This is a genomic window from Anaerococcus porci (genome assembly GCF_034090325.1).
Classification (GTDB): Bacteria; Bacillota; Clostridia; order Tissierellales; family Peptoniphilaceae; genus Anaerococcus; species Anaerococcus porci.
On sequence record NZ_JAXDSU010000095.1, the window covers coordinates 1 to 21,646 of the forward strand.

Sequence of the window (21,646 nt, forward strand, 5' to 3'; positions counted from 1 at the left end):
ATATTATAAATAAAAGAGAAACTATTAGGAGAATAAATGACAGATATAAAGATAATATTTTTTGATATAGACGGAACCTTAATTTCCCTAGATAAGGATAGTATAAGCGAAAAGACAAAGATTGCCTTAAATTCCTTAAAAGATAAGGGGATTCATATTTGTATTGCTACAGGAAGAGCTCCTGTTCAAATTCCTGTCTTTGAAGGGGTTGATTTTGATTCATTTTTAAGCTTTAATGGCTCTTTGTGCTTTAATGAGAAAGAAGAAATTTTCTCAAACCCTTTAACAAATGAGGATGTACTACATTTTATAGAAAATGCAAAGGCTATGGATAAGCCCCTTGCTATGGCAGGAAAAAAATCATATGTGGCAGATTATTTTGATGATGCCTTGAGTATGTATTTTGGATTTTCAAATCATAAGCCGGATTTTATAGATGACTTAATATCCTTTGCTCAAAAAACCAAGATTTACCAGCTAAATATGCCCATAAGAAAGGAAGAATATGATAGGGCACTTCTAGGAACAAGGGGTGCAAAGATTGCAGCTTGGTGGGATAGGGCTGTTGACATTATTCCTAAAGACGGGGGAAAGGGACTTGGAGTAAGAAAGATTTTAGAATATTATAAAATCAAAAAAGAGGAGGCTCTCGCCTTTGGAGATGGAAACAATGACCTTCAAATGTTTGAAGAAGTAAATGGAATAGCCATGGCGAATGGTTCAGACGATTTGAAAAATATTTCTTATGATATATGTAAAAGTGTAGATTGTGATGGTATTTTTTATTATCTAAAGGATAAGAATATTATATAGGCGAGATTTTATGAGTTTGTATGAAATTTGAACATAAAATATATAAAAATTTGGTTAAATATTTTATTATTAGTTTTTTGATGATTTCAATTGTTTTTGTTCTTATTTATTATTTTATTTTGATGAGGGTTGACAGGAGAAATAATAAGAAAGAATTTGATTTTGTAAGTAAAAAATTCAACGAAATAATTGCTGATAATGATTTATTTATTGATAAAAATAAAGATGATATCCTAGATTTTATTAATGAAAAAGATAGTGATTTTATAGAGAAAGTTTATGGTTTGAGAAATAAGGAAGGTCTTGATTTTTCTTTCCATGCTTATGATAAAGAGTTGAATAGGACTAATTCAATTTCTTTTAATAATTTTTTGACTAAGGAAAAAGACCAATATATAAAAATTTTGCTCTCATCTTTTGATAAGGAAAAGTATTATAGCTATTATGATAAGGGAAAGATGAATTTGATTTATATTAAGGATTTTGGAAATGGTTCAATTTGTCTTGATATATCTTGTGCGAGTGTTGAAAATATATTAAATAATTATTCCAAAAACTTTATCATAAGCAACTCTTATAACAGAGTCTTGGCAAAGGGAGGAAACCTATCCAACATCTCTTTAAATAATAGCATAAATGACTTCAAGGACTCCTACCTAAAAAGAGAAGGAGATTTTGGAGAATTCAAGGTTTATAATGTGCAAAAAAAATTTTTTACTAAAGACTTGCTTTATTTAGTGCTTTTTATCCTATCTTTGGTATCTTTTGTTTATATTCTTATTATAATATTTTTCACCAAGAAAATTTCTTTTGAAATCAGTAAATCCATTAACAACCTAACCCAGGCTATAAGAGGTGTATCTAGGGGAGAAAATGATAAAATTATTATTGATAGTGATGATGAAACAAAATATATAGCTGATAATATAAATGTTTTGATTGAAAATGTCAAAAAGCTTGAAGGCAATAATGTCAGTTTAAAATATGAGAAAAAAGCTTCTGAATTTAGAACTATGGAAAGTCAATTTAACCCTCATTTTCTATATAATACTTTGGATATAATTTCTTATCAAATGTATATAGATAGGGATGAGTGCCAAAGACTTATTAGCAATTTGAGCAAACTTTTGAGATATTCAATAAATAATTTGAGTTTTTTGCATTTGGAAGAAGATTTGGAATATTTGAATCTTTATATAGCAATCCAAAAAATTAAATATAAAAACAGGATGGATTTAAAAATCAATGTTGAGGATGATTTAAACAAGGTCATGGTTTGTAAATTGTTTCTAGAGCCTTTATTAGAAAATAGCTTTAAATACGGCTTTAGAGATGATAATACTATAAAAATAAGGATAAATATATATAAAAAAGATGATAAAGTCTATATTGATACTATTGATTCGGGTAAGGCTTTGTCCAAAGATGAAATTGATAGAATAAATGAAAATGTCATAAGAAAAAGCGAAAATTCATTTTTATCTGACAAACATCATGGATTGGAAAATACTTTAAAAAGACTGAAAATCTTATATAAGGATGCAAGTCTTGAATTTGTAGAAAATAATTTTGTAATGGTAAGAATTAGCTTTAAGGTGTAAGTATGAGAGTTTTAATAGTAGAAGACGAAGAAATTATAAGAAAGAAACTTGAGATTTTACCATCCTTTTCTAAATATGGGATGGAGGTTTTAGAAAGTGCAAAAAATGGCTTGGAAGGATTGGAAAAGATTAAGAAATTCAATCCAGAACTTGTTATTACAGATATTTCTATGCCCTTGATGGATGGACTTACTATGATAAAAGAAAGTCTGGACTATGAATATTCAGCCATAATTGTTTCAGGTTATAATGATTTTGATTATGCAAAAAAGGCAATAAAGTATGGAGTTACAGATTATCTTCTAAAACCTATAGATATTGAAGAGTTGAATAAGTCTTTAATAACTGCCAAAAATATTTATGAAATGAGAAAATCTTTTATAAATCAGGAAGATAATATAGATATATTAAGAATTGAAAAAAATGAAAATAAAAAATCTGATATTGCTCTTGAAATGATAGCTTATATAGAAAAAAACTACGGCGAGAAGATTTCAATAAGTGATTTAGAAAAGAAACTTAATTATAGTGAATCTATGTTAAATAAAAAGTTTAAGGAATATACTTCTATAACTTTTAATGACTATTTAAATAGGGTAAGGATAAAAGAAGCTATAAAATTATTAGAAAATACAGAACTTATGATTATAGATATAGCTTTTTTGTGTGGATTTTCTAATCAAAAATATTTTTCTAAGGTATTTAAAAAATTTGTTGGTATAAGTCCTGGAAAATATAACAAAAATATATGATAAAGATATAAAAACGTTTTTTTATCTCAAAAAGTATACCTTTTATTGGTGGATTGTATACTTTTTGAGATTTTTATTTTATATAATTATATTAACAAATAACAATAATAAAAAAATTGGAGGAAATTATGAAGAAGAAAATATTTGCTATTTTATCATTGGCTCTTGCTATAAGCTTAACAGCATGCTCATCTAATGATAGTGGAGATAAGGATGTAAGCAATGATAAACAAACTAAAGAAAATTCATCCAATACTCTTGTAGTATATTCACCAAATTCTGAGGGAATTGTAAGTTCAATTATACCTGCATTTGAAGAAAGTACAGGAATAAATGTAGAATTACAACAAGCAGGAACAGGAGAACTTTTCACAAAATTAAAAGGAGAAAAGGCTCAACCTGTTGCAGATGTAATATGGGGTTCAGCTTATAGTCTTTTTTATGAAAATAAAGATTTATTTGATGAATATGTTTCAACAAATGACAGTGAACTTATAAAAGAATATCAACACAATGAGTTTATACCAGCCGCTGATAAATTAGATGGTTCTTGTATTATAATAAATAAAGATTTGGTTAAGGATATAAAAATAGAGGGATATGAAGATTTACTAAATCCTGAATTAAAAGGAAAAATCGCAACAGCTGATCCTACTTCATCTTCATCAGCATTTTGTCATCTTACAAATATGTTAAAAGTAATGGGTGGATATGAAGATGAAAAAGCTTGGCAATATGTTAAGGATTTATTTACAAATGTAGATGGTAAAATCCAATCATCTTCATCATCAGTATATAAGACAGTAGCAGATGGGGAGATGGCAGTAGGGCTATCTTATGAAGATCCAGTTATGCAACTTAAAAAAGATGGTGCTGATAATATTGATATAGTTTATATGAAAGAGGGTTCAATTTTCTTGCCATCAGTTACAGCTATAGTTAAAAATGCACCTAACCAAGAAAATGCAAAGAAATTTATTGATTTTATAACATCAAAAGAAGCACAACAAATTCTAGCAAGTCAAACAACAAATAGACCAGTTAGAGATGATGTTGAAATGAATGATTATATGAAAGATTTAAAGGATATAAAACTTGATCAAGAAGATTATGAATATGTCACAAGTCATCAAAAAGAAATAGTAGAAAAATATAAAGAAATATTCGCAGACATACAAGGATAAGCTTATGTCAAAAATTCTAATAAAAGATGCAGTAAAAAAATATGGGGACAGAGAAGTTGTAAAGCATATCAATCTTGAAATAAAGGATGGAGAGTTTTTTACTCTCCTTGGTCCTTCAGGATGTGGTAAGACAACACTTCTTAGAATGATTGCAGGTTTTAACTCAATAGAAGGTGGAGATTTTTATTTTGGGGACAAAAGAATAAATGATATGGATCCATCTAAAAGAAATATAGGAATGGTTTTTCAAAACTATGCCGTATTTCCAAATATGACAGTAAGAAAAAATATCGAGTTTGGTTTAAGAGAAAGAAAAGTAGATTCTCAAACTATAAAAGAAGAAACTGACAAGATGTTAAAACTTATGCAAATAGAAGAACATGCTGAAAAGAAACCACAAGCCTTATCTGGAGGTCAACAACAAAGAGTCGCCCTTGCAAGGGCTATAATAATAAAACCTGATGTTTTACTCATGGATGAACCCTTATCAAATCTTGATGCAAAACTAAGAGTAGAGTTAAGAGAGACTATAAGAAGAATTCAAAGAGAGGTTGGAATTACAACGGTATATGTAACACACGATCAGGAAGAAGCTATGGCGATTTCTGATAGAATTGCAGTAATGAAAGATGGAGTTATCCAACAATGTGCAAGTGCAAGAGAAATATATCACAAACCAATCAATACTTTTGTTGCAAATTTTATAGGCACAAATAATAAAATTAAAGCCTTCTATAATGCTAAAGATGAAAAAATAGAAATTAGCAAAGATTATAAATTAGATATGAAATTAAATACAGCAGATGATTGTGAGATAATCTTATCTGTAAGGCCAGAAGATCTTATAAGAAGTGATAAGGGTATGGAATGTAAGGTTATAGACCATGTGTTTTTGGGAGCAAATACACATTTTCATATGATAAATCCTAATGATGAAGAAATTGATGTTTTAGAAGAATCATATCTAAATCAAACAGAAACTATAAATAATAAGGTTTTTGTTGAGATAAAAAAAGAAAAGATTAATGTTTTTACTAAAGATGGTAGCCTAAATCTAGTAGGTGATAGTTATGAAAAGTAAAGAAAAGAATATAGATATATGGAAGATTTTTACAATTGTTATATTAATTGGACTTTTGCTATTTTTAGTTTATCCGATAATTAGATTGCTTCTATCTTCAGTATATGTAAAAGGAGAGGGATTTACTTTCAATGAATTCCATAAATTTTTCTCCAAGAATTACTATTTTCAAACCCTCCTAAACTCTTTGAAAATATCAAGTCTAGCTACAATATCTACCATACTTTTAGCAACACCAATTGCATATATTATGAGTATGTATAAGATAAAGGGAAATACAGCCTTAAATATAATTATAGTTATAGCTTCAATGTCAGCACCATTTATAGGGGCATATTCTTGGATATTGCTACTTGGAAGAAGTGGAATTATAACTGAGTTTCTATCAAATGTATTTTCTATAAAAATCCCAGAGATTTATGGATTTAAAGGGATATTATTGGTGTTTTCGCTACAACTTTATCCATTAATATTCTTATATGCAAAGTCTGCTTTTGAAAATATAGATGCATCCGTAATAGAAGCAAGTGAGAATTTAGGTTGTGTGGGGCTTAGAAGATTTTTCAAAATAATTTTACCCCTCATAGTTCCATCATTGCTTGCAGGTTCTCTTTTGGTCTTTATGAGATGTATGTCTGATTTTGGTACACCAATGCTTATTGGAGAAGGTTATAGAACATTTCCTGTGCTAATATATAACGAATTTGTAGGAGAAGTTGGTACAAATCAATCTTTTGCATCAGCTATTGCTGTAATTGCTATTATATTTACAAGTTTAGTCTTTATAATACAAAAAAAGATTGCTGAAAAATCAGCTTATTCATCAAATTTCTTAAATCCTGTTGCAAAAAAACAATTAAAGGGACCAGCAAATATAATTGCTCATTTATTAGTGTATATTGTTGTATTTTTATCAATTCTTCCACAAATATATTTAACATATACATCCTTTAAAAAGACTTCAGGAAAAATATTTATAGATGGATATTCACTAAAAAGCTATCAAACAGCTATATCAAGACTTGGAAATTCAATTATAAATTCTATTGTATTTCCAATAATAGCACTTTTAGTAATAATAGTATTATCACTTATAATATCTTATCTTGTTGTAAGAAGAAAAAATTTCTTTACAAATTTGATAGATATATTTACAATGATTCCATTTATATTACCAGGAGTTGTAATAGGTATATCACTTTTAAAATCATTTGCAAATGGATTTGGAAGAAGTGGATTTATGGCAATGGGAGGAACAATACAAATTATCATTATATCTTTTGTAATAAGAAGAATGCCTTATACACTAAGATCTGCAAGTTCAACCCTACAACAAATTCCAATAGTTATAGAAGAAGCTGCAATAAGTCTTGGAGCAAGTAAATTAAAAACTTTCTTGAAAATCACAGTTCCGATGATGGCAAGTGGCTTGATTTCAGGTGCTATTTTATCATTTGTAACATTGATATCAGAACTTTCAACATCAATACTTCTTACAAATGTCAAAACAAAGACTATGACAGTAGCCATATATACAGAAGTAGTAAGAGGAAATTATGGAGTAGCAGCAGCACTTTCAACCCTTTTGACAATATTTACAGTTATAGCACTCGTAGGTTTTAACCTATTAGGGAAAAATAAAAATACCAATATATAAGAAATTAAAAAATTGTATGGAAGTAAAAAATCCATACAATTTTTTCTTAGTTTTTAAGTTTGAATTCCAAAAGAACAGGATTGTGGTCGGAGTATTGGAAGTTTTGCTCTTTTATGGTTTTTATATTTTTAACTTCTATATTATCTGTAACTATAAAGCCATCTATGGTAGAAAGATAGGCATCTTTTCCAGTATATGGTTTATCATTTACAACAGATGTTTCGCTATCTCCATAAAGAAGTTTCATAAAGTCTTTTAGGTATTCTTTAGGGAAGGGACTTGGATCCCATATTCCTTCAGGTACTTCTTTTTTTACTCCGCTAAGTTCTTGATTGAAGTCTCCTCCTACAAGGACATAGTTTCCTTTTTTATATTCACTATCTATAAAGTCTATGATTTGCTTACTTTGGGCAAGCCTTCCCTGGTTTCCAGACTCGTATGCGTCTAAGTGGATATTTACTAAGACAAATTTCTTATCGCTTTCTTTTATTGGAAGGTAGGAGGCGGAAAATCCTCTTTTAAGGTTTGCAAGTCTTACTGGAAATTTGTGGGGGATGGGTTGTTGGTATCTTTCTGATTTTTCTATTTTTTTCTCGGTTTGGGTAAGGATTCCAGATGTGATTTTTCCAAGTGGTGGCAATGGAAATGGTACAAAATCTACCTTATAATTTAGGGCAAAGGCTAGATTTCCACCCAAGTTATCCTTTAGAATTTCAACTTGGTCTATATGGTAGCTTCTTTTAGAATCCCTATCTACTTCTTGAAAAAGTTTAAAATCAGCACCTATTTCTTTTGATATTTTTAAGATATTATCAAGAGCATTTTCTACATGGCTTTTATCTATGGGAAAGACCATATTTCCTCCATCCATAAAAAAGTCTGTATCCTTATCAAGACCTGCATAGCCGATATTCCAAGTCATAATCTTATATTCTTTATTACTTTCAATCTCTTCTTCTGCTTTTCCCATAACTTTTATATCTTCTACTTCTTTTGGTCTATATTCTCTTATCCAAAGATAGGATAGAAGTATGAGAAATAAGATAAAAACAACTCCTATAAAACCTGCTAAAATTTTTAATATTTTTTTCATAAGCACCTCTTTTTTTATATTTTATCATTTTATAATATTTTGGTAAATTATAATTTTTCTAAGTCTAATGAATAGAAAGAAAAATGAATTATGAAGGAATTTTTAAAAGATTATTTTAAGGCTATGGGTATAGGCTTTGGAAAGCTTTTTAAGACCTACTTATATCAGCTATAAACAAATCTTCTAGTTTTTCTTATAGATTATAGATATATTATCTTTTAGATAATTTCTTTAAATTCAAAATAGCAATACCTACAAAAGATTTCATTATCTGATATAGCTTTATTAAATTATGGACGGCTTAATTATCCCTTACTTTTTGATTTCTTCTTTAATTTTGTTATTTTAGAATTGATTCGGAATTTTTATAAAAATCTATAATGTTTTATATTAATGTATTACAAGATATAGATTATAAAAAATAAGGGACTCTTGCAAGGATTAAATTATTTGCAAGAGTCCTTTTATAAATTTTAGTTTTGTATTTACTTATTAAAATATTTAATTTTAAATTTTGATTTGTTTATTTATATTATTTAGCTATTTTTTCATAGCTTGCTTTTTCAATTTTCATTTCATCATCAAGGGCCTTACCATATTGGTCAGCTACCTTTATAGCCTCTATAAAGTTCTCTCTTGAAAGCTCTACTTTCGCCTTTTTCCACTCGTTTGTTTTCATGGCCTCATCTGCTATCTGTTCAAGGTCATCAATTTTTAAGTTAAGGTCAGAAAGTTTTGTAGGAAGTCCTACTTTTTTATTAAATCTTCCTATCTTATCAAGTTCATTAAGATTTCTATCATAAGCGTGAAGAACAAGTACACCGAAGGATACTACTTCTCCATGTTCAAAGTGTCCTTCTCTTTTTACTGAACAGCTTGCATTGTAAAAAGCGTGAGCTAGAGATGAGTTGTAGTAGAAGTCTTTTTGGTTGGTTAGGTTGGATACATTTCCTGTATTTATAAATATGTCCATGGCGACTTCTTCTATGGCCTTAGAGCTTTTATTGTTTTTACAATCTTCAATTGCTTGTTGGCCATATTTTAAGAAAGGCTCTTGGCAAGATTTGGCAATGGCTTTACCAAGTTTTGCCACGTGGTTTAAATCTTGTCCTCTCATAGCAAATAAAACTTCGGCTTCTTTGCTTAGTCCATCACCTACTCCTGCCCACATATAAATTTCAGGGGCCTTTGCTAGAATTTCTATATTTATAAAAATATGGCTTGGTGCTTTTATCTTATCCTCATAGTGGGAAAAGGAGCCATCATCATTATAAATTACAGCAATTGCTGTTGCAGATGAACAGTTTGAGCAGATTGTTGGAAAGGAATAGCAGTCCTTATTTAACCTATCTGCTATAACCTTGGCAGTATCAATTGCCTTACCACCACCTACAGCAAATACTACATCGGCATCTTTTACCTCGTTTTTTTTAAGAAGTTTTTCAATATTTGAATTGGTTGAGTTTTTACCATATACAAACTCTCCCAAAACTTTAATTTCTGTATCTTGTAAAGCCTCCTTTATAAGGCTATTTGCAGCCTTCATTGCCCTTTTACCACCGATTATTACTACATTTTCTACCCTTTCATCTTTACATACTCTTGCCAAGGACTTATAATTGTTCCTGCTTACGCTATAATTTGTCAAATTTACGCTTGTCATTATTATCTCCTATCTGACTTCTTCTCTCCACTTATACTTATCATCTTTTGTAGCCCATTGGATTCCTGTTAGGGTGTCGTAAAGTTTTTGAGTTAGTTCTCCTGTTTTAAAGTCATTTACAATTACTTCTTCACCCTTGTAGTAAAGTTCCCCTATAGGGGAGATTACTGCGGCTGTTCCTGTACCAAAGGCTTCTTTTAGTCTTCCTTCACGTCCAGCTTTCATTAATTCATCTATATGCATATGTTTTTCTTCTACCTTGTAGCCAAAGTCTTTAAGCAAGGTCATTATAGAATCTCTTGTAACTCCTGGAAGAACTGTTCCCTCAATTGGTGCAGTTACCACTGTATCATCGATTAAAAACATAGCATTCATAGAGCCGACTTCTTCTACATATTTTCTATGTATTCCATCAAGCCATAGTACTTGTGTATAACCTAGTTTTTCTGCCTTTTTTTGCCCTATAAGGCTTGCCGCATAGTTTCCACCACACTTTACAAAACCAGTTCCACCAACACTTGCCCTTACATATTCATCTTCTACATAGATTTTAATAGGGTTTACTCCTTCTGGATAGTAAGCTCCTACTGGAGAAAGTATTACCAAAAATTTATATGACTTGGCAACGTGAACACCAAGGGACTCTTCATCGGCAAACATAAAAGGTCTTATATAAAGACTTTCGCCTTCTCCTTCAGGAATCCAATCTTTTTCAACTTTCACAAGCTCTTTAATTGAGTCTACGAAAAGTTCTTCACTAACTTCTGGCATACACATTCTCTCATTTGAGTTTTTAAATCTTTTGGCATTCATATATGGTCTAAATAGGTATATTTTACCATCTTTTCCCTTATAGGCTTTGAGACCTTCAAAGGTTTCTTGAGCATAGTGGAGAACCATAGTTGATGGGTTTACTGTGATATCTCCATAAGGGATAATCTTTTTGTTGTGCCAGCCCTTATCTTCTGTGTAATCCATAACAAACATATAGTCTGTAAAGTATTTTCCAAAACCTAGATTTTCTTTTGGTTTTTCTTTAAGTTCCTTTTTTTCGACAAATTCAAATTCCATAATTTACCTCTCTTGTAAAATTTTCTATATTATTTTTAGTCCAATGATATTTGTATATTTTCTCCAACCTTATTTTCTTCTTTTTGCATATACTTATAATTTTTATAGGCCCCTATTGTAAGGAAAGGTATTATTATAAGGAATATTGCAAGATATCCACAATAGCCATATCCATATTTTATTATATTTGTAAGACCTATACTTGATATAAGCATAGAACCTAATACTATAAAAAGTGATAGAAGAAGTCTTCTAACTTTTATATTTTTTATTTTCTTTAATTTTTCATTTTCTTCAAATCTTGCGACCATACCATAGGTTATGGTAACTGCTGATGATATCAGACAAAGTATTAAACTTACTAGGTAAAATACGCTTATCCAATTTTTCTCAAGTGCCTTGGTGACTGTGAGGGTAGGAAGAGTTGCTCCATTTTCTATACCCATGAAGTAGTCTTTCCATACAAAAAGCATAAATACTGACAGGGCAAGGGCAAGTGAGTTTATTAGGCTTGATATATTCATAGACCTTGTAACTTCTTCCTTATTTTTAAGAACTCCACAACAAGCTATCATTGCAGGTATTTGTACACATTGAAAACCAGCATAGACAAAGCCATTTTCAATAGCCTTTGGAAAGTGTAAAAATCCATTTTGACTAAATTCATTTGTAAGCCTTCCTAAAGGATTTTCCACAGAAAAGCTTCCATAAAAGTAGATTGAAAGACTTGTTACAAGGATTAAAATTCCCATTACTGCCCCAAATTTTCTTACAAGATTTGCTCCAAACATGACCATAAGAAGGATAAGGGCAGATATCAATACAAGGCTTATCTTATAAGAAAAGCCAAAAGAATCACTCAAGGCACTTGCTGCAGATGATATGGTAGTTGCTATAACCATAACTACCATGATTAGGTAAAAGGCCTCGAAGGCGTAAGCTAGTTTATCAAAGGGGTGATAAAGATTTTCAAAAACTTCTTTGTATGATGAAAGATTCCTACTATTTTTCATAATCATAGCTTCCCTTAGCATCCCACACAAAATAACCATGGCAAGGATGGCTGAAAATATTCCCCAAAAACCAAGTCCTACAAAATATGTATTGGCCTGGTTACCCGTAGCAAATCCACCGCCAGCATGGGCTGAAAATAGCATCAGGGCTATAGAAACAACTGCATTTTTTGAAAGATTTCTCCTTAACTTCATTCTTTTCTCCTTAAAATTTATTATTTTCTAAGGCAATAAAAAAACTCCCGTCTCTATTGCCTAAGGCTTAGAGACGAGAGACTAAAACTAAATAATCCACTCCCGCGGTACCACTCTATTTCATCAGTTGATGCACTCAATTATAATGATTAACTCTGTAACGGGAGTTCCCGATAATGCTTACAAAAATTTGGGCATTATAGCTCGGTGGTGATTTTTCATCCTAGTCTTCATAGTACTTCACACCAAATAGTACCTCTCTTTAAATTCAACTAGCTTACTTTTCCACGTCAAAACTTGTTAATAAATATATTACACCTTTTTAAATGAAAAAGCAAGCAATTATTTTTAAATTTATGCAAAAATTTTACCAAAAAATAATAGATGTTGAAATCTAGACTTATAAAAATATATAAAACTTTATAAAATATTTTTATAACAATCTTTTCTAAAGCCTAAAGTAAGGTGTTTGCTTAAGATAGAATTATTTAGTTTTATTAAAGGCTTATTAATATAATATTAAGTATTCATCTTAGTTTCTATTTTCCTTTCAAAGATTTTTCTATTTTTATACACCCCAACTGTCATAAATGGAATTATGATAAATATTATAGCTATATATCCACAATAGCCATATCCATATTTTATAATGTTAGTTAAGCCTACCATTGATATAAACATTGAAATGCTTATTATAAATAAAGCTACTATAGCTCTTCTTATTTTTACACTTTTAATAATTGAAATTACCTTGGTATTTTCAAAGTTTGCTACAAAACCATAGGCTATAGACACTGCTGTTGACAATAAGCACATAAACAAAGATATACTGTAGAAGATTCCCATCCACTTAAAGCCCATAGCTTGGGTTGATGTCAAGGTAGGTAAAACTTCTCCACCATCAACATTCATATAAACACTCCTCCATGACAAAAGCATAGTCACTGATAAAACCAAAGCTATAAAATTTATGATAAAGGCTATGTTCATAGATAAGCTTGCTTCATTTTTATTATTTATAACATTAGAACATGCTATAAGCGAAGGTATTTGTACACATTGAAAACCTGCATATACAAATGAATTTATACCAGCCTTAGGAAAATTACTAAATCCATTTTCAATAAAGTCAGCCTTCATAATTGTAAAGATTCCTTCCCCCATAAAGCTTCCTATGATATAAATTGATATAGCTGTGACAAGAATAACAATTCCCATAACAGCAGAAATTTTTCTAACAAAGTCTGCTCCAAAAATTACTAAAAAAAGTACTATAGCAGAAACCATAATGGCAGCTACTACATAATTGAAGTTCATATATTCTTTCAAAGCACTAGCTGCACCTGAAATTGCTGATGCAATTGCCATTAAAACCATTATTTGATAGAAAATTTCAAAGAAGATAGACAATTTATCGAATGGATGGTAAAGACATTTAAACAAGTCCTTATATGACTTTAAATCATTTGCCCTATACATTATAATTGCTTCCCTTACAACAAAACTAAGGATAAACATAGCAAATATAGCTGAAATAATACCCATATTTCCAAATCCTACAAAATATGTATTAGCCTGATTTCCTGTTGCAAAACCACCTCCAGCATGAGATGAAAACATCATCAAGGCCAAGGAGAAAACTCCTGATTGGACAATCTGTTTCCTACCTATACTAGTTTTTTTAAAATTATTACTTGTTCTTTCCATATATTCCTCCAGTATTTGGCAATAAAAAACCTCTCGTCTCTATTGCCTAAGCAAAGAGACGAGAGGTGAATATCTAAATAAATTTATACTACTCCCGCGGTACCACTCTTCTTCATCAGTCGATGCACTCAATTATAATGAATAACTCTGTAACGGGAGTTCCCGGAATAACCTACTCTTATTTCAGCTACCCAGCTTGGTGGCTAGTTTCATTAAGTAATTTCAGTACTTTACACCACACAGTACCTCTCTTAAGAAATTAGCTTAACTACTGCTCCACTTCCTAACTATTAAAACTAATTATACACACTAAATTTTAAAATTGCAAATATTTTTTTGAAAAATATTAATAAATTTTACAAAAAGGCTATTTATAGGATATTGATTACATAAATATAAATTATTAAGCAATAAAAACCAAACTGATTTCATGTGGAGTATATTTATTAAATTTATGTGATAAATATAAAATAAATATTCTTATAATGTCTACATCATTGTCTGTTAAATTTATATTAAATAATTGTTTTAAGGCTTTTAGAAAGTATAGTAGTGTTAAAATTGATATAAATAAGAAAAAATTTTAAATATATATAAACTATAAATAATAAATTATAAATGGGGTAAATATGAAAAAAGTAAAAATAATAGCAGATTCTGGTTGCAATATAGACTTAGAGATGGCAAAAGAGTATGGAATATCCATCCTACCTTTTAATATTAATTTTAAGGATAAATCATACATAGACCTATATGAGATTTCAAAAAGTGAATTTTTAGAAAAATATAAGGCAAGTGATGAGAAAGTAACTACATCTATCCCATCAATAGGATATTTCTTAAAATTATTAGAAGAAGAATATGATAGGGGATATAGGGACTTTTTGATTTTTTCGATTTCAAAAAAATTAACAGGTATGAATCAAATGATGCATATAGGAAAAGATGAGTTTCTAGAAAAGAAATCGGATGCAAACATTGAAATAATTGATACTAACACTGCAACAATAGCATCAATCTATCCTGTAATAAAGGCTGCAAAATATGCTGAAGATGGTGAAAGTTTAGAGCAAATATATAAAAAGAGCCTAGAAAACCTCAAATATGTAAATGTATGTGGGGTTGTAAAAAATCTAGATGCCCTATCTCGTGGAGGAAGATTGCCAAAGTCTATAGCAAAACTTGGTAATCTAATTTCATTTTCACCGGTTTTATGTATAGAAAATGGAGAAGTTTCCCTTATAAAGAAAGTAACAGGAAAGAAAAAATCTTATAAGGAACTAATTAAATACGTAAAGAAGCTTTGTACTAAATATGATAGTTACCAACTTATAATAGGAGGGGCAGATAGTGATGAGCCTATAGAGATTATAAAAGAAGGATTGGCAGAAGAAATAGAAAAGGCAAATGATTTTAAAATAATAGATGTTACTCCAGTTATAGGAGTACACTTAGGAGATGGGGTTGTATTTTGCTCTGTTTTTCCATATTAAGCCCTAGGGGCTTTTTTTATATTGGAAATAATTTTATATTTATTCTAATATGATTCAAATTCCTGAATAATAAATTATTTTTGTATCTAAATATATGGGAAAGTTAAAGAAATATTTAACAACATTTAACGAAGTAAGTATAGTTTTAAAAATAATTAAAAAAAGAAGAAAATTTCTATTTTTCAAAATCCTTATATATCAATGAATATTAATTAAAAAAGTAAAAAAATAAAAAAAGTCAGAAACTTTTTATATATATTTTAAGTTTCAAGATAAAATGTCAATATATTGATATTCAATATCAGAAATAAATTGTATAATATTTATTAGAGATATTGATAATATATATCAATATTTACATATTATTTATGTAGCTATTATCTTTATAGTAATGTAATTTATATAATAAAATCTGATTTTTCGGTGGATTGCTGATATTGACTATTATTACAATAAATCATATTATTATAAGCTATAAATCACATTATTAGTATTAATAGTAAGGAAAGAAGGGAATAATGCCAATTACTTTATGCAAAGATCAACAAGAAGTTGAAGTTATAAAGATTACGGGAAATGACGAAGTGAAAAACCGCCTTTCAAATTTGGGATTTGTTAAAGGAAAGAAAGTTAAGTTATTTTTCTTTGATGGTGTGAATTACATTATCATGGTTGATGATAGTAAGTATGCATTAAATAAAGACTTAGCGAAAAGAATTTATGTAAAGGAGTTAAACTAATGAAGACTTTAAAGGATGTTGCTGTCGGAGAGACGGCTATTATCAAAAAGATTAAGGGAGATGGAGCAACCATAAGAAGAATTATGGATATGGGTATTACTAAAAATACTGAAGTTTATGTTAGAAAAATCGCCCCATTAGGAGATCCTATACAAGTTAATCTAAGAGGTTACGAGCTAACTTTAAGAAAAGAAGATGCAAAAAATATACTAGTGGAGGATTAAATGACTTATACTGTTGCTTTAGCAGGTAACCCTAACTCTGGTAAGACCACACTTTTTAATGAACTTACAGGTTCAAATCAAAGGGTTGGTAACTGGCCAGGTGTTACTGTTGATAAAAAGGAAGGAAGATTAAAAGGTCACAAGGACATTATAATCCAAGATTTACCAGGAATTTATTCTCTTTCACCATATACTATGGAAGAGGTTGTTTCTAGGCAATACTTGGTAGAAAATAGACCAGACCTTATAGTAAACCTTGTAGATGGTTCTAACCTTGTTAGAAACCTATATCTTACAAGTCAATTAATAGAGTTAGGTATTCCTACAATTCTTGCCCTAAACATGATGGATATTGTTAAAAACAATGGAGACATCATTGATACAAAGAAACTATCAGAGCTTTTGGGATGTCCAGTTGTTGAAATTATAGCAAGCAAGAAAAAGGGAACCGATGCTTTAGTTAAAGAAATTGTTAAAAGTAATGGAAAAAAATACTTCCCACATCCACTTACTTTTTCAAAAGAACTAGAAAAAGCCCTATCTGAAATCGAAAATGAAATTAAAGATTCAACTGATAAAAATTTATTAAGGTATTATTCAATTAAGGCTTTTGAAAATGATGATGATATGCTTGAAAGTATAAAATTATCACAAAGCCAAAAAGACAAAATCAACAAGTTAAGAGAAGATTTTGAGCAAAAAGAAGAAGATGTGGCAGAAGGCATAATAACTACAGAAAGATATGATGCGCTTGGGGATATTTCAGAGCGTGTACTTAAGAAAGCTCCACCAAAGCTTTCTACTACAGATAAGATTGATAAGATTGTTACAAATAGAATTTTGGGACTTCCAATTTTTGCCTTAGTTATGTTTGTAATTTACTATATAGCTATATCAACTTTGGGTACAGGTGCAACCGATGCAGCTAATGGGTTCTTTGAAGATACTCTTACACCAGCTACGGCAGATTTTCTAACAAATTTGGGTATCAATGATGTTTTGGTAGGTCTTGCTACAGATGGTATTATAGCAGGTGTTGGTGCAGTATTAGGATTCTTACCACAAATGCTTGTACTATTTGCCCTACTTTCAATTCTTGAAGATATAGGATATATGGCAAGAGTTGCATTCGTAATGGATAGGGTATTTAGAAAGTTTGGACTTTCTGGTAAATCATTCATACCTGTAATGATTGGTACAGGTTGTTCAGTTCCTGGAATCCAATCTTCAAGAACTATTGAAAATCAAAGAGATAGAAGAATTACAATCATGACTACATCTTTTATGCCATGTTCTGCAAAACTTCCAGTAATTGCCCTTATAGCAGGTGCATTCTTCGAGCAAGAGCAAGCCTTAGTTACCTTCTCATTTTATATAATAGGTATATTTGCAGTAATTATCTCAGGTGTTATCCTTAAGAAATTTAGAGAGTTTGCTTCAGAACCAGCACCATTCGTTATGGAGCTTCCTCCATACCATGCACCAAGAATTACTTCAGTGTTAAGAGATGTATTCAATAAAGGTATGGCCTTTGTAAAGAGAGCTGGAACAATAATCCTTGTTTCATCTATAATAATCTGGTTTTTATCAAGTTTTGACTTTAGCTTTAATATGGTTGAAGCAGAATCAGAGAACTCAATTCTTGCAGTTATTGGTGGATATGTAGCAGTTTTGCTCAAACCTTTAGGATTTGGACAATGGCAATCAGCTGTTGCAACAATTACAGGCTTTGTAGCAAAAGAGAACGTAGTTTCAACAATGGGTGTTGTTCTTGGAATTGGTTCAGATCTTGATGAAACAAACAGACAACTTATCACAGCTTTCAATGCGGCTATAGGAACTCCTATTGCAGGATATTCATTCTTACTATTTAATATGCTTTGCATGCCATGTTTTGCAGCAGTAGGTGCTATAAAAACTGAGATGAACAACAATAGGTGGACACTAATTGCAATAGGATACCAAATGATTTTTGCATATTCAATAGCATTTATCTTCTATAACTTAGCAAACTTCTTCTTATATGGAATATTCTCAATTAAGACAATACTTGCTGTAATAGTTTTGATTGGAATCTTATATCTAATCTTTAGACCAGTTAAATATAAGGAAAAGAAGAAAAAATATAAAGTTAGGCTTGCACAACAAGGAAGATAAGCAGAAAGGAAGATTTTATGAACTTACAATCATGGATATTTTTACTAGTTATATTAGCTATATGTTCATATATCATATATACAAGGTTTATTAAAGAAGGTTCAAACTTTGGGTGTAAGGATTGTACAGAATCTAAGTCTTGTTCCAGTACTTCATGCCATAGTAAAGTTAAAAACCATAAGGAGGTTAAAAACAAAGGCAAATCATGCCCTTATTGTGATTAATCTTAAGCTTGGCTACTTAAATAGCCGAGCATACATAAAAATCTTCTAAGAATTATATATGCTTTTAAATTTAAGAAAACTTTCCTAGTTAAAAGCTGGGAAAGTTTTTTTAGAATAAAAGTGTAAAAAAACTCACAACAGATATTTTATAGAGCAAATCATTAATGTCCCTTTTTGCACTGACTAGAAGAAATGATAGTAATAAAGATTTTTATTAGTGAAATTTAAAATAAAATTAAAAAAGTTTGCATAAATCTTGCGATGGGTTTATAATCATTTTAAAATAATAAACATTATAAGGAGAGAAAAATGAATATCAAGATTAACAAGAAAATTTTAAGTGCTGGAATTGGAGTTGTTGCAGGAGCTTTAGGAGCAAAAGCCTTAAGTTCAAAGGCTGCTAAGAAGGCAGCAGTAGCTACAGTAAGACAAGGTTTAAAGGCAAAAAGCTCAATCGATAAGACAGTTGAAAATATAAAGATGACTACAGATGATATAGTAGCAGAAGCTAAGGTAAAAAACGAAATCGAAGAAAGAATTGAAGCCGAGAAAAAAGAAGACCTAGATATAGAAAAAGTAGCAAAAGAAGATGAAGCAAAAGAAGAAGTTGAGAAAGAAATAAAAGAAGAAAAAGAGGATTAGGATGAGAGCAAGTCTTAAGGCAAGATGTCCCCAAAGGTCTAGATTTATATACAAAGACTACCTAGAAGACTCTCACATTAATAAATTAAAGTATAAAATCGAAAATCTTGATGGGGTTAAATCTTGTGAAATTTCAAAGCTTGCTAAGTCTATAGTTGTAAAATATGAGGAAGAAGCCCTTCCAATGGTTGCAAGATTTATCCTAAATCTTGACCCTAAAAGTCTAGATGATTTTGAGATAGATGATGTAGATTTCATTGCTCAAGAAGAAAGATCTGTTTTTCATATAGTAAGAGATGCAGCTTATAGAAGGATTTTGTTTGGCTATATAATGCCTATACCGCTTAGACCTTTTTTCACCATAGTACGTGCCATTCCCTTTATTAAAAAAGGCTTAATTTCAATTAAAGAAAGAAAGATGAATGTTGACTTACTTGATGCTACAGCAATCTCAGTATCCATTCTTACTAGAGAATATAAAGATGCTGCTAGCATAATGGCTTTATTATCCTTAGGTGAAGAGCTTGAAGACTACACTTTGAAAAAATCAAGGCTAAATCTCAAATCATCTCTCGCCCTTAATGTGGACAAGGTATTTGTTAAAAGAGATGATAAAAGGGTCTTAATTGATCTTAAGGAAGTTGAAATAGGAGATCTTGTATATGTGTCTATGGGAAACACAATTCCTGTAGATGGTGAAGTTATCTCAGGTCTAGGTATGGTAAATGAAGCTTCATTTACAGGAGAAGCTAAATCAGTTGAGAAAAATGAAAAATCGACCGTTTTTGCTGGAACTGTTCTTGAAGAAGGAGAACTCCTTGTCAAGGCTATGAACAAATATGATGATTCTAGGCTAAATCATATAATTAAGCTCATAGAAGATAGTGAGAGAAACAAGTCCAAGACTCAAATTAAGGCAGAAAATGCAGCCGATACTCTTGTAAAATATTCCTTTATTGGAGCAGGTATCACTTATGCTCTTACCCGTAACTTTATAAAGGCTAAGGCCTTTTTGATGGTTGATTACTCCTGTGCTTTAAAACTTACTATACCTATTGCTTATATGAAAGCTATTAGCCAAGCTGTTGATTCGAATGTCCTCGTTAAAGGTGGAAAATACTTTGACAATCTCTCAAAAGCTGACACAATAGTATTTGATAAAACTGGAACTTTGACAAAGTCAGAGCCAGAGGTCAAAAAAGTAATCACCTTTGAAGATACCAATGCTGATGAGGCATTAAGAATTGCAGCCTGTCTTGAAGAACACTTTCCACACTCTATAGCAAGGGCGGTTGTGAACAAGGCAAAAGAGAAAAATCTTCGCCATGAAGAAATGCACTCAAAACCCGAATATATTCTAGCTCATGGTATAAAATCAACAATCAATGGAAAGCCTGCCTTAATAGGAAGTGAACATTTTATTTTAGATGATGAAAAAATCCCTATAAGTGATAAAAATAGAGAGCTTATAGACTCACTTAAGGAAGAATATTCACTTTTATTTATGGCCTTTGACAATAGCTTAATAGCTGTTTTATGTATAGAAGATCCATTGAGAGAAGATGCAAAAGATACTATAAAAAGTCTTAGAAACTTAGGATTTAAGCATATAGCCATGCTTACAGGAGATGCGGAAAATGCTGCAAGTGCTGTAAGTAAAAGACTTGACCTTGACTACTATAAGTCCCAAGTACTTCCAGAAGATAAGCTTTCTTATATCGAAAAAATGAAAGATGAGGGTAGAACGGTAGTAATGGTAGGAGATGGGGTTAATGACTCTATAGCCTTATCAAAGGCAGATGTTGGTATATCAATGTCAAAAGGGGCAGATCTTGCCAAAGAAATTGCTGATGTTTCTATAAAAACAGACAGCTTAAAAGAGTTAGTTGATTTAATAAAGCTTTCAAAGGCTGTAGATAAGAGGGTGAGGAGGGATTATGAAAAAATTATAGTTATAAACTCCTTACTTATTGGATTAGGGGTATCAAGGATTTTGACTAATACCCAATCAGCTTTATTACACAATATATCTACGGTAATGATAGCAAGTGATAATATGAGACAATACAGTTAGTGCATAAAGGGACGTTCATTATTTGCACTGATAAAGTGCATGGCGTGAACGTCCCTTTATGCACTATCAAGGTCTAGGTAGGTGTCAATTATTTTAATACTTTCTTTAATATTCATATCTCCTCCTCTAATTTTTGACTTTTACAAAATTTATTACAAATCTAATTAAAACATAAAGGCAAATTATGGTTGCAAAATAAAACTCGATTTTTGCTAAAACTAACAATAAGCCAGGGTTCATTCCAGCATTTTTTAAAAATCCA

Annotated in this window: 18 protein-coding genes and 2 other annotated features; of the genes, 13 read left to right on the plus strand and 5 right to left on the minus strand. The window is 30.5% G+C overall.

The window, feature by feature from the left end:
* Positions 1 to 36: 36 nt before the first annotated feature.
* From SOR60_RS09670 to SOR60_RS10600, 6 genes are all read left to right on the plus strand, one after another.
* On the plus strand, positions 37 to 813 hold the full coding sequence (locus tag SOR60_RS09670; protein ID WP_320595830.1) for a Cof-type HAD-IIB family hydrolase: 777 nt from the start codon (positions 37 to 39) through the stop codon (positions 811 to 813).
* Between the two features lie 20 nt (positions 814 to 833).
* Positions 834 to 2,414 (plus strand): sensor histidine kinase, encoded by a 1,581-nt coding sequence (locus tag SOR60_RS09675; RefSeq protein WP_320595831.1) that lies wholly within the window; start codon positions 834 to 836, stop codon positions 2,412 to 2,414.
* Positions 2,415 to 2,416: 2 nt separating this feature from the next.
* On the plus strand, positions 2,417 to 3,166 hold the full coding sequence (locus SOR60_RS09680; RefSeq protein WP_320595832.1) for a response regulator transcription factor: 750 nt from the start codon (positions 2,417 to 2,419) through the stop codon (positions 3,164 to 3,166).
* A 128-nt stretch (positions 3,167 to 3,294) separates the two neighbouring features.
* Positions 3,295 to 4,350: an extracellular solute-binding protein gene (locus SOR60_RS09685; RefSeq protein WP_320595833.1), complete on the plus strand. Its 1,056-nt coding sequence runs from the start codon at positions 3,295 to 3,297 to the stop codon at positions 4,348 to 4,350.
* A 4-nt stretch (positions 4,351 to 4,354) separates the two neighbouring features.
* The gene (locus SOR60_RS09690) at positions 4,355 to 5,431 is read left to right on the plus strand and encodes an ABC transporter ATP-binding protein (protein ID WP_154539679.1); all 1,077 of its coding nucleotides are present in this window, start codon (positions 4,355 to 4,357) and stop codon (positions 5,429 to 5,431) included.
* Positions 5,421 to 7,088, plus strand: a complete 1,668-nt coding sequence (locus tag SOR60_RS10600) for an ABC transporter permease (RefSeq protein ID WP_176269567.1) — start codon at positions 5,421 to 5,423, stop codon at positions 7,086 to 7,088. Before SOR60_RS09690 ends, SOR60_RS10600 begins: the two co-directional genes overlap by 11 nt.
* Positions 7,089 to 7,134: 46 nt before the next feature.
* Here SOR60_RS10600 and SOR60_RS09700 read toward each other — a convergent pair whose 3' ends face one another.
* The 5 genes from SOR60_RS09700 to SOR60_RS09720 all read right to left on the minus strand — a co-directional run bounded on the left by SOR60_RS09700 (position 7,135) and on the right by SOR60_RS09720 (position 13,830).
* A complete protein-coding gene (locus tag SOR60_RS09700) occupies positions 7,135 to 8,181 on the minus strand; it encodes an endonuclease/exonuclease/phosphatase family protein (protein WP_176269566.1) in 1,047 nt (348 codons plus the stop codon).
* Positions 8,182 to 8,713: 532 nt separating this feature from the next.
* On the minus strand, positions 8,714 to 9,844 hold the full coding sequence (locus tag SOR60_RS09705) for an iron-containing alcohol dehydrogenase family protein (RefSeq protein ID WP_176269565.1): 1,131 nt from the start codon (positions 9,842 to 9,844) through the stop codon (positions 8,714 to 8,716).
* Positions 9,845 to 9,853: 9 nt separating this feature from the next.
* A complete protein-coding gene (locus SOR60_RS09710; RefSeq protein WP_154539671.1) occupies positions 9,854 to 10,915 on the minus strand; it encodes a branched-chain amino acid aminotransferase in 1,062 nt (353 codons plus the stop codon).
* 35 nt (positions 10,916 to 10,950) lie between these two features.
* A complete protein-coding gene (locus SOR60_RS09715) occupies positions 10,951 to 12,123 on the minus strand; it encodes a hypothetical protein (protein WP_154539669.1) in 1,173 nt (390 codons plus the stop codon).
* Between the two features lie 66 nt (positions 12,124 to 12,189).
* Positions 12,190 to 12,426 (minus strand) — a binding site (T-box leader).
* Positions 12,427 to 12,642: 216 nt separating this feature from the next.
* Positions 12,643 to 13,830, minus strand: a complete 1,188-nt coding sequence (locus SOR60_RS09720; RefSeq protein WP_320595834.1) for a hypothetical protein — start codon at positions 13,828 to 13,830, stop codon at positions 12,643 to 12,645.
* A 51-nt stretch (positions 13,831 to 13,881) separates the two neighbouring features.
* Positions 13,882 to 14,124 (minus strand) — a binding site (T-box leader).
* 335 nt (positions 14,125 to 14,459) lie between these two features.
* On the opposite strand from SOR60_RS09720, the gene SOR60_RS09725 reads away from it, so the two are divergent.
* From SOR60_RS09725 to SOR60_RS09755, 7 genes are all read left to right on the plus strand, one after another.
* The gene (locus tag SOR60_RS09725) at positions 14,460 to 15,323 is read left to right on the plus strand and encodes a DegV family protein (RefSeq protein ID WP_320595835.1); all 864 of its coding nucleotides are present in this window, start codon (positions 14,460 to 14,462) and stop codon (positions 15,321 to 15,323) included.
* 518 nt (positions 15,324 to 15,841) lie between these two features.
* Positions 15,842 to 16,063, plus strand: coding sequence for a FeoA family protein (locus SOR60_RS09730; protein WP_154539665.1), 222 nt, complete (start codon positions 15,842 to 15,844; stop codon positions 16,061 to 16,063).
* A complete protein-coding gene (locus SOR60_RS09735) occupies positions 16,063 to 16,287 on the plus strand; it encodes a FeoA family protein (RefSeq protein ID WP_154539663.1) in 225 nt (74 codons plus the stop codon). The genes SOR60_RS09730 and SOR60_RS09735 overlap by 1 nt, the downstream gene beginning before the upstream one ends.
* A complete protein-coding gene (gene feoB, locus SOR60_RS09740) occupies positions 16,288 to 18,444 on the plus strand; it encodes a ferrous iron transport protein B (RefSeq protein WP_154539661.1) in 2,157 nt (718 codons plus the stop codon).
* A 17-nt stretch (positions 18,445 to 18,461) separates the two neighbouring features.
* Positions 18,462 to 18,668 carry a hypothetical protein gene (locus SOR60_RS09745; protein ID WP_235942759.1) on the plus strand — a complete coding sequence of 69 codons (207 nt, stop codon included), beginning with the start codon at positions 18,462 to 18,464 and terminating at the stop codon, positions 18,666 to 18,668.
* A 309-nt stretch (positions 18,669 to 18,977) separates the two neighbouring features.
* Positions 18,978 to 19,310, plus strand: a complete 333-nt coding sequence (locus SOR60_RS09750) for a DUF6110 family protein (protein ID WP_154539657.1) — start codon at positions 18,978 to 18,980, stop codon at positions 19,308 to 19,310.
* Position 19,311: 1 nt separating this feature from the next.
* Positions 19,312 to 21,384, plus strand: a complete 2,073-nt coding sequence (locus SOR60_RS09755; protein ID WP_176269564.1) for a heavy metal translocating P-type ATPase — start codon at positions 19,312 to 19,314, stop codon at positions 21,382 to 21,384.
* Positions 21,385 to 21,646: the final 262 nt, after the last annotated feature.

Bases quoted from the DNA above. Each gene is read 5' to 3' on its own strand.
- SOR60_RS09670 (WP_320595830.1), top strand. From the start codon at position 37: ATGACAGATATAAAGATAATATTTTTTGATATAGACGGAACCTTAATT.
- SOR60_RS09675 (WP_320595831.1), top strand. From the start codon at position 834: ATGAAATTTGAACATAAAATATATAAAAATTTGGTTAAATATTTTATT.
- SOR60_RS09680 (WP_320595832.1), top strand. From the start codon at position 2,417: ATGAGAGTTTTAATAGTAGAAGACGAAGAAATTATAAGAAAGAAACTT.
- SOR60_RS09685 (WP_320595833.1), top strand. From the start codon at position 3,295: ATGAAGAAGAAAATATTTGCTATTTTATCATTGGCTCTTGCTATAAGC.
- SOR60_RS09690 (WP_154539679.1), top strand. From the start codon at position 4,355: ATGTCAAAAATTCTAATAAAAGATGCAGTAAAAAAATATGGGGACAGA.
- SOR60_RS10600 (WP_176269567.1), top strand. From the start codon at position 5,421: ATGAAAAGTAAAGAAAAGAATATAGATATATGGAAGATTTTTACAATT.
- SOR60_RS09700 (WP_176269566.1), bottom strand. From the start codon at position 8,181: ATGAAAAAAATATTAAAAATTTTAGCAGGTTTTATAGGAGTTGTTTTT.
- SOR60_RS09705 (WP_176269565.1), bottom strand. From the start codon at position 9,844: ATGACAAGCGTAAATTTGACAAATTATAGCGTAAGCAGGAACAATTAT.
- SOR60_RS09710 (WP_154539671.1), bottom strand. From the start codon at position 10,915: ATGGAATTTGAATTTGTCGAAAAAAAGGAACTTAAAGAAAAACCAAAA.
- SOR60_RS09715 (WP_154539669.1), bottom strand. From the start codon at position 12,123: ATGAAGTTAAGGAGAAATCTTTCAAAAAATGCAGTTGTTTCTATAGCC.
- SOR60_RS09720 (WP_320595834.1), bottom strand. From the start codon at position 13,830: ATGGAAAGAACAAGTAATAATTTTAAAAAAACTAGTATAGGTAGGAAA.
- SOR60_RS09725 (WP_320595835.1), top strand. From the start codon at position 14,460: ATGAAAAAAGTAAAAATAATAGCAGATTCTGGTTGCAATATAGACTTA.
- SOR60_RS09730 (WP_154539665.1), top strand. From the start codon at position 15,842: ATGCCAATTACTTTATGCAAAGATCAACAAGAAGTTGAAGTTATAAAG.
- SOR60_RS09735 (WP_154539663.1), top strand. From the start codon at position 16,063: ATGAAGACTTTAAAGGATGTTGCTGTCGGAGAGACGGCTATTATCAAA.
- feoB (WP_154539661.1), top strand. From the start codon at position 16,288: ATGACTTATACTGTTGCTTTAGCAGGTAACCCTAACTCTGGTAAGACC.
- SOR60_RS09745 (WP_235942759.1), top strand. From the start codon at position 18,462: ATGAACTTACAATCATGGATATTTTTACTAGTTATATTAGCTATATGT.
- SOR60_RS09750 (WP_154539657.1), top strand. From the start codon at position 18,978: ATGAATATCAAGATTAACAAGAAAATTTTAAGTGCTGGAATTGGAGTT.
- SOR60_RS09755 (WP_176269564.1), top strand. From the start codon at position 19,312: ATGAGAGCAAGTCTTAAGGCAAGATGTCCCCAAAGGTCTAGATTTATA.